Here is a 12,581-nt window from a genome sequence, read left to right as displayed (position 1 = left end):
CATACTGATGAATAAATCTTCTACTCAAAAAGCGATCATAGCTGCGGTCTTGAATGCTGTTATTGTCGGATTTTCTTTTATATTTGTAAAAATGGCCTTAACCGTCTCTGACCCATTCGATACATTAGCTCACCGCTTCACATTATCTTTCCTTGCCGCTTCGTTATTTGCATTTCCAGGGTGGCGGCGGGTGAAGTTCGGAATATCCAAGGCAGCAGTGGTAATCCCACTTGCTCTACTATACCCTTCGTTGTATTTTACGCTTCAAGCCTTCGGGCTTCTGCACACAACCTCATCTGTAGCAGGCATTATTCAGGCGACCATGCCTATCTTCACCATCATTTTGGCGACGTTGTTCTTGAAGGAAACTACGAGCGGCTTTCAGAAGATCTCTACACTAATCTCGGTTGCGGGCATTATTCTTATCTTTGCCATTCCGGGTGTCAGTATATCTTCCTCTAGTCTTTGGGGAGTTTTACTCATACTGATCTCAGCATTATCCCTTGCCGGTTATAACGTCGCAGCCCGAAAGCTAACACGTACCTGGAGTCCCAAGGAACTTACCTATATGATCACTTTATTCGGGTTTATATTCTTCAATGGACTTTCCATCATTAAGCATGGTTCGGCAGGAACCTTGAATCAATATTTCACACCTTTTCAGGAGCCTAAATTCATATTCTCCATGATCTATCTTGGGGTACTCTCCTCCCTCGTGACCTCCTTCCTTTCCAACTACGCATTATCTCGAATGGAAGCATCCCGCGTGAGTATCTTCGGCAGTCTTTCGACGGTTGTCTCTATTCTCGGCGGTGTGCTTCTGCTGAATGAACAACTGGAATGGTACCATTGGACCGGCACCGTGATGATTATCGCCGGGGTAATCGGAGTGAATTGGCGCAAAAAGACTAGGCTTCAAGTAAAGAGTGGAATTGAGTTGGATTAGAGGGAACCTGCAGATTTGCAGGAATTATTGCTTAGCCATTCTTCGTATCATGAAAAAAAGACACCCCTCGAGGTGTCTTTTTATACTTTTACCTTTTCTATATCTCAACTTTGTACCCAGCCGCGTTAATTGCTGTTACTTAGCTGTTTCTAGATCCTTGATCTTCTCTTTATAATGGTCCAACAGATTAGCCAGAGCTTCCTTAATTACGGTGGCATCCTTGGATTTAGCTGCACTATTCAGATCTTCTTGAGCTTTGAAAAAGGCTCTATCAGCTTCACTAAGGTCTGCCATGGAAATTGCTATCGAAGTCGCTGCTACAGCTTTAATTGAAGTAGTAGTGAATTCGGTATCCCGCTCCATATCATCAGGCAATACTAATTGAGCACTGTGGCCCGCTTCAATATAACTCACTGGCAGGGTATCGTCGGATAAAATTTCTTTTGTGAATTGAACTCCCTCCACCGGTTGCGCAGGCACAAGCCCGGTAGCTCCGGTCACACTGAATCCAGCATTCTTATAATATTCGTCCAAAGTTTTCTTCCAATCTTCTAGGGTATTAGGTGCATAGGTCTTAGCTAGCTCCAAAGGATCTACCCAATCCATCTTAGTTAAGGTTACAGAAAGTGCTCCACTCGTTGCTGGAGTAACCACCGCTGCTTTTGTTGATTTCGCGCTTTGATCCTTAGCTTCACTAGCTGCGTTCACTGCAGTCGGTGCGGCAACTGCGGACACTAGTAGGGCGGACAACGCTAACTTTTTAAATAACATCTGTTGATTCATAAATACAACACTCCTCGTCGATTTGAATGATCTTACAAGTCCAAGCATACAAAAGGGGTGTGGCATAACATTGGTTAATTTGTGGAAAAACGATGGCAGACCCCTATACCCACCTGCAGATTGATATACTTGTAGAAGAATAATCTGGAGGTAACGAAATGAATACCAACTATCTCATTGCCGTAGTAGACGATGATCAACATATACGTAATCTTGTAGAAGCTTATTTACAAAAAGAAAATTACCGCACGATTGGCCTTGGCAGCGCTGAGGAAGCATGGACCTTATGGCAGACAAGCCCCCCGAATATGTGGGTGCTCGACGTTATGCTGCCCGGCATGGACGGGTACGAATTTTGCCGGCGAATTCGCAATGAAGCCGAAGTACCCATTATTATGATCTCCGCAAGGGATAATGAAGTGGATAAAATATTAGGCTTAGAGCTTGGCAGTGATGATTATCTGGTCAAGCCATTCAGCCCTCGGGAGCTAGTTGCTCGCATTAAACGCCAGTTACAACGGTGGTATAAAATGAGTAATCCAATGGAATCCGCAAGTAGTAGTCCACACACACCGACGCATATTGAAGTTAGCCACCTACAGTTATTATTGGATGAAAGACGAGTGTTCTGGCATGGAAAGGAGATTGAACTCACTAGCAAAGAATTCACCCTTCTAAAAGTGTTCGCAGCTTCTCCGAATCGCGCATTTACAAGAGATGAGCTACTAACCCATGTATGGGGCGATGACTATTTCGGGAGCGACCGTGCCGTAGACCATTTAATTAAACGAATGCGAAAAAAGCTGGATCTGCTGCCGATTGAAGCCGTGTGGGGACATGGCTATCGCATGCGTATTGAGGAAGGAGTGGAAATCAATGAAGCTAGCTCATCAGATTAATTTTGCTTTTAGCATTGTATTGGTGTTACTCCTGTCTATTACCGCTTTCGTGATCCACTTCGTGCTGCTCAATCATTTCGTAGGAACACAAAAGGCGGAATTACGAACCCTTGGTACAGCCATGTCAGCCACTATGATTCAAGAGAGTGCACAAAGGGCCGATATAGAGACTGAAATCCGTACATTGCCAGCGTTCATGTCCTCCTCTGTAGGCGCAGCAAACGTCGAAGCCATTCTTAGCGATGAGACAGGAAAAGTATTGTCCACCTCATCGAATATGAGTTCGATCACGCTAGACTCCACTTCGCAGTTTGTCGCAGGTCAGACCTCTGATCTCCAGAGCATTTGGAATGGAACAGATACCAGATATATAACAGAAGTGAAAGCCACGCCAATAGGCACGCTAACTCTGCTTACACCCATGAGTGCAGTTACAACGATTGAACAAGCGCTGCTCAAAAGACTACTGATCGTTTTCGGTGCAGCAGGTGCATTTATGTTCCTATTTGCTCTATTTATCACAAAAAAACTAATCCAACCTCTAATGAAGCTACAGCAAGAGCTGAAAAAGGTAAAAGAACGCCACTTCTCTGAAGTTAAGCTGATTAAAGCTGGTGGAGAGATTGGCTCTGTTGCTAAATCTGTATATGACATGGCTGGCGAATTGAATCGTTTTAACCACGTGCAGAAGCAATTTTTCCAGAATGCCTCCCATGAATTAAAAACCCCGTTGATGTCTATTTCTGGTTATGCTGAAGGGATCAAGGATGGCATCTTTGAAGGGGAAGGCATCGATAAAGGTCTGGATATTATTATGAGTGAGAGTAGTCGTCTGAAGAAACTCGTTACGGAGATGACCCTACTTGCCAAGCTGGATAGTGAAGAGGATATATTTAGATCTAGCGAGATCTCTCTGGATGATTTAGTCGTAGAAACGATTGAACGTATGAACCCTCTTTTAATAAAAAAAGGGCTGACCCTACATGTAGCCTACGATGATTGTAAGCCACTTACGATCCGGGCTGATAGAGATAAGCTGCTGCAAGCCCTTCTGAATGTAGTTTCCAATGCCACTCGTTATGCCAACAAACATATCTACATTCATGCTTTTATTAAAGATGAACAAGTTCAACTATCCGTTAGTGATGATGGTCCTGGCATTTCAGAAGACCTGCTTCCATACCTGTTCCACCGATTTGTTAAAGGAAAAGATGGTGAATCAGGATTAGGCCTAGCCATATCCCGTGCGATCGTCGAGCGCTCCGGAGGTCTGATCACGGCGGGGAACCGTAGAGATGGTGGAGCGATAATTTCCATAGGCTTCCCTTTATTTATCCATAATTAATTTTAAACTCATGAGGTGGGAATGATATAAATTTCACTTCATAGTAAAGTTAGTTACTAATTTGGGTAAAGTATGGAGAAGAACAATTATCCCTTAATACAGATAAGGGTTTGGACATGCGGCAACATTTTTTTCAAATAAGGAGATGTCAACATGAATAGACTCGAAGGGAAAGTTGCAATCATTACAGGTGGAGCTGGCGGTATCGGTAAAGGAATGGCCATGGCATTTGTTAAAGAAGGCGCCAAGGTAGTTATTATCGATCTCAACGAAGAAGCTGGTAACCAAACCATTAAGCAATTACAAGCATATCAACCTGAATCAATCTTCATTCAAGCCAATCTAATGGAGCACGATAAACTTTCAGGTATTACACAGCAGGTGGCTGAGAAGTTTGGAAAAATAGATGTTTTGGTCAACAATGCACATGCATCTAGAATGAGTTCGATCGAAGAAATGACACAGGAGGATTTGGATTTATCTTTTAACACCGGATTCTATCCTACCTTCTATTTCATGCAAGCCGCACTACCTTATTTAAAAGAAACTAAAGGAAAGATTATAAACTTTTCATCGGGCGCTGGGATTAATGGCGATGTCAATCAAGGTTCCTATGCGGCCGCAAAAGAAGCCATCCGCGGAATTACTCGTGTAGCCGCCAATGAATTTGGCCCATTCGGGATCAATGTAAACCTCATCTCTCCTATCGCTAATTCACCTGGCATGATGGAGTGGGCAGAAGCGAACCCAGAGTACTACCAAAGCATGATTTCGAAGATCCCTTTGAGAAGACTGGGCGAGCTGGAAAGTGATATCGGCCGTGTTGCAGTATTCCTAGCTAGCGAAGATTCCGACTATATTACGGGTCAAACGATCATGGTCGATGGGGGATCGATTAAATTACGATAAATTATACTCTATCCTATGAATGACTAAGAGATTTCCTTTTTTGGAGATCTCTTTTTTGCCTTCAATTCTCCTTATTATTCGTTTAATGACCTTCGGATTTAGGGTAATAATAAAGTAACATGCTATTTATGCATATGCATAATCTAAAACATCCTGTGTGACCCGGAGGTATTAAAATGAACAAGTTTGACGCTATTATTATTGGTTTCGGTAAAGGTGGAAAGACCCTTGCCACAGAACTAGCTAATCGAAAATGGAAAGTAGCCGTGATTGAACGCTCTAAGAAAATGTACGGTGGAACTTGCATTAACATCGCCTGTATCCCTACGAAATCCTTAGCTTATCAAGCCCATCAAGGGGAAGATTATATAGAAGCGGTCCATAATAAAGATCAGCTTATTTCAAGTCTACGCCAAAAAAATTACGATAATCTAAATCAGAACGAGAATATAGAAGTTATCAATGGTGAAGCTTCCTTCTTATCGGATCACGAAGTCCAAGTAAAGGATGCAGGTGAGACGAAAATCTTAACCGCCGATAAAATCTTCATTAATACGGGCGCTGAAACCATTATTCCTACTATTGATGGGATACAAGATAGTAAGTTCGTATATACCAGCACATCTATTATGGATCTTAAGGAGCTCCCAACTAAACTAGCCATCATTGGTGGTGGTTATATTGGATTGGAATTCGCTTCGATCTACAGTCAATTCGGCTCACAGGTTACGGTGCTGGAGGGTTCCTCGAAATTCATTCCTAAAGAAGACCGCGATGTCGCGGACGCCGTCCTCCAAACCTTTACCAAGAAGAACATTGAGGTCAAACTGAATGCAAAGATTATAGGACTGAAGGATGTTAATGACGGAACCATCATCTCCTATACTATAGACGGTACTATTCAAGAGTTGGAAGTCGATGCTGTGTTAGTTGCAACGGGGAGAAAACCAAACATTGAGGGTTTAAATTTAGAAGCCGCCGGTGTTGAAGTGACCGATCGGGGGGCCATTAAGGTAGACCCTTCTCTAAAAACCACTGTTCCCCATATTTGGGCCCTCGGCGATGTCAAAGGCGGTTTACAGTTTACCTACATCTCACTAGATGATTATAGAATTGTAAGAAATGATCTCTTCGGGGATCATTCCCATACCACAAATGACCGTGACGTTGTTCCATATAGCGTATTTATTGATCCCCCACTATCCAGAGTAGGAATAAGTGAAGAAGCCGCCGTGGAACAAGGACTTGAAATCAAAGTCGCTAAGTTACCTTCAGCAGCTATCCCCCGTGCCCGCTTAATCAATGAAACCGAGGGCTTCCTAAAAGCAATTGTAGATGCAAAAACCAATAAAATCCTAGGAGCTACATTGTTCTGTGCGGAATCCAGCGAAGTGATTAATATCGTGAGCATGGCAATACAAACAGGGCAAGATTTTACCTTTCTGAGAGATCATATCTTTACTCACCCTACAATGAGTGAAGCTTTGAATGATTTGTTCTCACAGATCAAAGAATAATACTACATGCATGGCAAATAAAAAGACACCCACACGGGGTGTCTTTTACTTTTACTATATCACACGATGCTGAACCCACTTCTTACCCATGAAGCGCCGTAGAAATATGAATCCTCTAATTCCCCACTCACAGTTCATAGCTAACCAAACCCCAAGTAGACCGAAATCGAGAACAATCCCTAAGAGGTATCCGAGTACTACACGGAACAACCACATACTCAACATAGACACCATAGATGTGAACTTGGAATCCCCCGCTGCTCTAAGCGCTGACGGTGTTATGAAGCTAACAGACCACAGCGGTATTTGTACGATTGTATTAATAAGTACAATTATGAAGATATCCCTCACAATCTCTGCAGGTGGATGGAACATCGACACTAGCGGATGGAAGAAAGGCATAACTAACAATCCCATCACCACAAAGGAAAGGGAAGATGCTACGAGAAACGATTTAATAAATTTCCGGGCATCCTTAACATTATTGCTTCCCATACATTGTCCGACCACTGTAATAATCGTCAAAGACAGCGCATTACCCGGAATTTGCATAATCCCCGCAAAGGAAGAGGCAATAGCGTTTGTAGCAAGCGCGTAAGTACCGAGACTGACGATAAAGACTTGCGTCAGAATCTTACCACCATTAAAGAACATCTGCTCTGCCGCAAAAGGCATACCGATGAACATTATTTTTTTGAGCATAGAGAATTGAACAACCAATAAGTCACGAATTCGAATATGCAATTCATTGTCCATCCGGAACAAATAATAAAGAGCGCATATCGCACCCAAATATCGGGCTATATTTATAGAAATGGTCATCCCAAGAACGCCCATATGCAAAAGGTTAATAAATACGAGATTCAAGAGGACGTAAACTAAATTCATAATGAGCGATAGCGCAAGCGAGGCTCTCGTCCTTCCGATTCCTCGAAGAGCACCACAAACTGCCTCTACCACAGCTATTCCAAGATAGGAGATGCAGCTCCCAATTAAATAGATTCGGGCGTTGTGCATTACCTCTGGCGAGGCCGCTCCAAATAGTAAGTTGAGCAGCGGATTGTGAAAAAGAATGCCAAACATACCAATAACAAAAGCCATAAGGGAAACCGATGAAGTGGCGCCTGCGGTAGCTTTTGATACCATAAGACTATTGCCGCTTCCTTTATACTGCGCTACGACAACCGTACCACCTGTTGATACCGCGATAAACACACTAATGAGAAAAAGATTAAGGGAATCAATCATGTTCACCGCACTGATAGCCGCCACACCGGACGAACTGATCATGGCCGTATTCACTAGATTCAGCCCCACTATAAAGGCCTGATCTACCAAAATAGGGATAAATAAAGCAATCATATGGCGATAATCTAACGATTCTCCTGAAAAATATTTTTCAAGAAACCGCACACTTCGCTTCGTATTGACATTTACAATAGGTTCCATCTTCGCTTCACTTCTTTTACATTAGAGTTATCCAAATTTGAAATATCCTTATAAATAGAAAAAGGCTCTTCAGGTTGAAGAGCAATTCAAAAGTACAGCTAATTTATAAGCACTTAGGTATGCGGTCGAGAGGACTCGAACCTCCACGGGGATTAACCCACACGGACCTGAACCGTGCGCGTCTGCCAATTCCGCCACGACCGCACAAAATATAAAAGAACCATGCAGTGCAGAACTAAATTATCATATATTAGCGCAAAGGGCAATACCTAATGTGAAAAGAAAAAGTGTACCGAGTCCCTATTAGGGATCATCGATACACTTTTAGAAGAACTATCGGATTATGAAGCTTGTTCAAGCATACGGTAGATAATGACTGCCGCTTGAGCGCGGTTAGCTATGCCCTTAGGTGCAAATTTACCACCCTCAACACCGTTAACAATTCCCATTTGGGTCAGTTGTGCTATAGCGTCCTGTGCGTAAGGAGCAATATTGGACTTGTCTGCAAACTTGCCCAGCGCTGCATTCTTATCAATCGGCTGTAGTTTATCCTTCAATGCATTAGCAATCATAATCGCCATCTCTTCACGAGTCACTTCACGACCCGGTTCAAATTTACCATTTCCAGAGCCTTTTACAAGTCCGGCTTTCACCGCAAGGGCGATAGAATCCGTGTACCAAACTCCTTGTTTAACATCGCTGAATGAACTGGTTGTTGCCGAACCCGTCAGATTCAATGCGCGAACCAGCATCGTAATAAACTCTGCTCTAGTCACTGTTTTGGTCGGTGCAAAACTATTTGCATCCAATCCTTTTATAATGCCCTTAGCAGCCAATGCTTGAATAGCTTCCTGTGCCCAAGCTACCTTACCCAGATCTTTGAAGTTTGCTGCTGGAGCAGTAGTTGGCGCTGGTGTTGCTGTTGGTGCTGGTGTTGCTGTTGGTTTCACGGTTGGAGTAGGTGTTGGAGTTACAACATTAGAACTTCCATCGCCACTACCCGATCCCGTATCAGCCTTCTCTTTGTTCGTAATACGACCTTCAATAGCTGCCTTGATCTCTTTGCGATCAAACGTATTCACAATGTAATCGTAGAATACATCCAAATCAATAGGACCAGCCAGTGAATTCTTACCTTCAGTCAGAACCTTGTAATTATCCCCACCCGCAGCCATAAAGTTATTGACTACTGCCGTATATTTCTGCGTAGGATTAATTGGTGTTCCATTAGTTAACGTAAGACTCGTAATACGATCTGCCACTGGCAGATTCATAATTGCTGTATATTTCAGTCCCGAAATTTGTAGCGTCTTGATATCTGGTTTTCCGTCAGCTGTCACATTCCATTGCTGCTGAAGTAACGTTTTGATCTGTGCTCCAGTTAGCGTCAGCTTCACTAGTGTATTACCGAATGGCTGGATTTTAGCGAGATCGCCAAAGGTTACAGGGCCTTTCGGAAGATCTGCACGGATACCACCTGGATTCATAAAGGCAAAATCAGCAGCACCTGCTTTGTCATCGAAGTCAGCAGTACGCATAGCGTCAGCGATCAAATTACCAAGTGCGCTTTCTTTGGTGTAAGCATCGGTACGAGTTATAGTTCCGTCTGTTGTACCGACTGGTTGGGTAAGTTCGGGATGTTTCTTAAGGTAAGCATCAACCAGTGCCACACTTCTCGGATCTGGCGTTACACCATCGTGATTGGTGTACGTTACTACAGCAGACTTGTCCTTCACATCACCTGTTTTAGGATCAATGGTCAGCTTAATATCTTCAAATGCCATACCGTAAGAATACGCTTGTACAATTAGCTTACCGTTTACAGTTCCGTTTGCCAGACCATGGTTGTCACCAGCAACGATAACGTCAACCGGAGAATCAGCAGGAAGTGCTTTGGCCAGATCAGCAGCTTCACCTGTAGTAACTCCATTTTTAGTAGTGGCAGGATCATGTGCAAGCACAACAATCGTCTCTACGCCCTCAGTTTGGAGCTCCTTCGCATATTTTTCAACAGCCGCTACTTCCTCATCAGGTGTGAGGAAATATACACCTTCTGTGCCGGAAGGTGAAACTTTGCTTGGTGTAGCCTTCGTCACAAGTCCAATAAAGCCGATCTTTACACCACCTACTTCTTTGATTACATAAGGTGCAATAATCGGTTCGCGGGTTTCCGCTTTCACTGCATTTGCATTTACATAATCAAAATTCGTACCTTTATGGGTAACGTTCTCGTTCTTAGGGTCCACACCGCCTTTCAATTGTGTCATTAATGCATCGACACCTTGGTCAAATTCATGGTTCCCCAATGATCCAACATCAAATCTCATCATGTTCATCCACTCAATCGTTGGCTCATCACGCTCAAGTGAAGATACTGGAGCTGACGCACCAACAGAATCCCCATTATGAAAGAGCAAGGAGTTGTCATATCTAGCCTGTGCTTCATTCAGATAAGTTGCAAGAATTGCAGCTGTTCCCACATTTTTGTCATTCACAACAGAAACTGTATCCAGTTGACCGTGGAAATCATTGATTCCCAGAAGGTGAACTTCTACATCTTTAAATGGGAGAGCCAGTTTATAAATACTAAATCCCTTAATATCTTTTGCACCAGTGTCCTTAATGTTGGATGGCATAACCGCTGCTGCATCCGGTGACGATGTAAACGTAATATTCACTTCATCTGAAATAGGAGCCAAAGACCAGTTGCCATCTGCAGAAGGGTCTATAGTACCTACTTCTTTAATGTAGTCCATGAGGATCTGGCGATTCTCATCCTGAGAATCGACTACCATCTCTGAACCTTTCACACCCGGGAAGTTCCCACCACCACTTGCGCGGTAATTGTTAGTCACAACAATAAAATCTTGGTTCGGATCCAACGTTTTACCGTTATACGTAATTTGCTTCACACGACTCGATGATGCATCGTTAATTGTTCCGGTAGGGGTATATTTTGCAGGTTTAGTTACATCAATTGTGTATTTAATGCCATCAATGACATCGAAGTTATAAACCGCAAAATCTCCATTGAGCAAACTTTGTGAAGCTATGCTTTTCACATCGATGGTATTAAATGCGCCCGCACTCATTTCAACCCATTCCTTAACAACAGAGCCTTTGACTTTAATAGCTTTCAGCGTGTTGTCATACAGGTACAAGTCACTCGCACTGCGAATAGTCAGCGGACCTTTCTCAATACTCGTATACTCAGAAGGACCGTTGCGTCCAGCCTTGAAAGGAGCACCTACGCTGAGAATTGGAAGATCCTTATACTGTGGAAGGTTAGTATTAATATACTTCTCCACATACCACTTCTGGGCATTGGTAACAATTTGCACGGTTGGATCATCCTGAACCATTGCGAAATAGCTGTTCATCGGAGCGGTAGTAACGCCGAGCTCTTGACCTGTATAGTCAATAGTAGCTTGGTGGTCTGCTGCAACAGCAGCATCAACAGCAGCATCCGGTTTAGCATTGGCTATGGAGCGGGTCGAAGCTTTAGAGTTCTTTTTGTCGACTTTCCATTTGCCGCCTTCCTGCACCAGATTAAGATCAATTAGACCCAAGTAACCCCCACCATAACCTGCTTGTACAGCCGGAGTACTATTAATGTGGCCGTAAACATTATCAACAACGGATTGAGCGTTATTATATGGTAGTTTTGTTAATGGATCTTTAAAAGAAGCATCAAGCGTTGCATTGTCACCTGTTGGGAACACTTTGTGGGTGTGTGAGAAGGTAATCGCATCAATGCCTTCAACTTTGCTTAAAAGATTGATAGCATTTTCTGCATCAGTACCCGCAACTGCAGTTGCATCGAAGCCGGTATGTGCCATTGCTACGATTACATCGGCACCCTCACTCTCCATGATAGGAACAAATTCGGCTGCAGTTTCTGCAATGTCCTTGGCGATGACACGGCCTTCCAGATTAACCTTGTCCCATTCCATAATCTGAGGGGTTACAAGGCCAAGTACGCCGACCTTAATTTCCTGAGGTTGGTTATCGCTATCCATTATCGTCTTGTCGATAATTACATAAGGTTTAAAAGCATTTACGTCATTATCTGGATTACCATCTTTGTCATCAATATATATATTGGCATTTACATATGGGAAATCGGCACCGCTCAATGGATTATTATCATAGCCTTTAATAGTACGATTTAAGAATTCCAGTCCGTAATTAAATTCATGATTACCAAATGTGGCCACATCATATTGCATAATATTCATAGCCGCAATCATAGGGTGTAGCTTGGTCTCTGATTCCATCAGGTTACTTTCGTTCGCAATATAAGTCCCCAGTGGAGTACCTTGAATCAGATCCCCGTTGTCGAGCAAAAGATTATTAACAGGATATTCGCTTCTAGCATAAGTAACCAACGTAGCCGTTCGATCGAGCCCTACTGTTGTAGAGGCTGCATTCTTAAAATAGTCCCAGCCGTAGACATTCGTGTGTACGTCCGTGGTGCTCATCAACCGTAGTTTGGCTGTGGTATCGGATGCGGCTTCGGCTTTGTCCGGACTCCAAACCGTACCCAAAACGACTCCACCTAGTACCTGTGCTGAAAGCACTGCAGTTGCTAGTACAGAAGCGAGAGGCTTGTTCCATCGTGTCTTCCATCCCATAAAGATTTATTCCCCCTAGTATTTTTACATAATTTCGGTGATATTATATCACACAAACATGACGAAAAAGTATAGGATTGTAAAATTAATATAAATTCG

Annotated in this window: 8 protein-coding genes and 1 tRNA gene; 5 read left to right on the top strand and 4 right to left on the bottom strand. The window is 43.2% G+C overall.

Annotation, left to right across the window (positions count from 1 at the left end):
- Positions 1-7: 7 nt before the first annotated feature.
- Positions 8-946, top strand: coding sequence for a DMT family transporter (locus MHB64_RS01305; protein WP_341133544.1), 939 nt, complete (start codon positions 8-10; stop codon positions 944-946).
- 135 nt (positions 947-1,081) lie between these two features.
- On the opposite strand, the gene MHB64_RS01300 is transcribed toward MHB64_RS01305, so the two are convergent.
- Positions 1,082-1,729, bottom strand: a complete 648-nt coding sequence (locus tag MHB64_RS01300) for a hypothetical protein (RefSeq protein ID WP_341133543.1) — start codon at positions 1,727-1,729, stop codon at positions 1,082-1,084.
- Between the two features lie 158 nt (positions 1,730-1,887).
- Between MHB64_RS01300 and MHB64_RS01295 the strand changes: the two genes are divergently transcribed.
- From MHB64_RS01295 to MHB64_RS01280, 4 genes are all read left to right on the top strand, one after another.
- Positions 1,888-2,628 (top strand): response regulator transcription factor, encoded by a 741-nt coding sequence (locus MHB64_RS01295; RefSeq protein WP_341133542.1) that lies wholly within the window; start codon positions 1,888-1,890, stop codon positions 2,626-2,628.
- Complete coding sequence (locus tag MHB64_RS01290; protein ID WP_341133541.1) at positions 2,606-3,973, top strand: sensor histidine kinase; 1,368 nt, start codon at positions 2,606-2,608, stop codon at positions 3,971-3,973. The genes MHB64_RS01295 and MHB64_RS01290 overlap by 23 nt, the downstream gene beginning before the upstream one ends.
- Positions 3,974-4,126: 153 nt before the next feature.
- Positions 4,127-4,882 (top strand): SDR family NAD(P)-dependent oxidoreductase, encoded by a 756-nt coding sequence (locus tag MHB64_RS01285; protein ID WP_094869217.1) that lies wholly within the window; start codon positions 4,127-4,129, stop codon positions 4,880-4,882.
- A 176-nt stretch (positions 4,883-5,058) separates the two neighbouring features.
- The gene (locus tag MHB64_RS01280) at positions 5,059-6,399 is read left to right on the top strand and encodes an FAD-dependent oxidoreductase (protein WP_341133540.1); all 1,341 of its coding nucleotides are present in this window, start codon (positions 5,059-5,061) and stop codon (positions 6,397-6,399) included.
- A 54-nt stretch (positions 6,400-6,453) separates the two neighbouring features.
- Here the strand turns inward: MHB64_RS01280 and MHB64_RS01275 are convergent, their stop codons facing one another.
- The 3 genes from MHB64_RS01275 to MHB64_RS01265 form a co-directional block, all read right to left on the bottom strand.
- Complete coding sequence (locus tag MHB64_RS01275) at positions 6,454-7,848, bottom strand: MATE family efflux transporter (RefSeq protein WP_094869219.1); 1,395 nt, start codon at positions 7,846-7,848, stop codon at positions 6,454-6,456.
- A 120-nt stretch (positions 7,849-7,968) separates the two neighbouring features.
- A tRNA-Leu gene (locus MHB64_RS01270) sits at positions 7,969-8,052 on the bottom strand.
- Positions 8,053-8,189: 137 nt separating this feature from the next.
- A complete protein-coding gene (locus MHB64_RS01265) occupies positions 8,190-12,482 on the bottom strand; it encodes a bifunctional 2',3'-cyclic-nucleotide 2'-phosphodiesterase/3'-nucleotidase (RefSeq protein WP_341133539.1) in 4,293 nt (1,430 codons plus the stop codon).
- Between the last annotated feature and the right edge of the window lie 99 nt (positions 12,483-12,581).

Source organism: Paenibacillus sp. FSL K6-2859 (assembly GCF_038008265.1).
Taxonomy (GTDB): Bacteria; Bacillota; Bacilli; order Paenibacillales; family Paenibacillaceae; genus Paenibacillus_AQ; species Paenibacillus_AQ nitricinens.
This window is presented reverse-complemented; position numbering and strand designations above follow the sequence as displayed.

What these genes read in the sequence shown, in the direction of transcription:
- MHB64_RS01305 (WP_341133544.1), top strand. Translation starts at nt 8, where the DNA reads ATGAATAAATCTTCTACTCAAAAAGCGATCATAGCTGCGGTCTTGAAT.
- MHB64_RS01280 (WP_341133540.1), top strand. Translation starts at nt 5,059, where the DNA reads ATGAACAAGTTTGACGCTATTATTATTGGTTTCGGTAAAGGTGGAAAG.
- MHB64_RS01285 (WP_094869217.1), top strand. Translation starts at nt 4,127, where the DNA reads ATGAATAGACTCGAAGGGAAAGTTGCAATCATTACAGGTGGAGCTGGC.
- MHB64_RS01295 (WP_341133542.1), top strand. Translation starts at nt 1,888, where the DNA reads ATGAATACCAACTATCTCATTGCCGTAGTAGACGATGATCAACATATA.
- MHB64_RS01300 (WP_341133543.1), bottom strand. Translation starts at nt 1,729, where the DNA reads ATGAATCAACAGATGTTATTTAAAAAGTTAGCGTTGTCCGCCCTACTA.
- MHB64_RS01290 (WP_341133541.1), top strand. Translation starts at nt 2,606, where the DNA reads ATGAAGCTAGCTCATCAGATTAATTTTGCTTTTAGCATTGTATTGGTG.
- MHB64_RS01275 (WP_094869219.1), bottom strand. Translation starts at nt 7,848, where the DNA reads ATGGAACCTATTGTAAATGTCAATACGAAGCGAAGTGTGCGGTTTCTT.
- MHB64_RS01265 (WP_341133539.1), bottom strand. Translation starts at nt 12,482, where the DNA reads ATGGGATGGAAGACACGATGGAACAAGCCTCTCGCTTCTGTACTAGCA.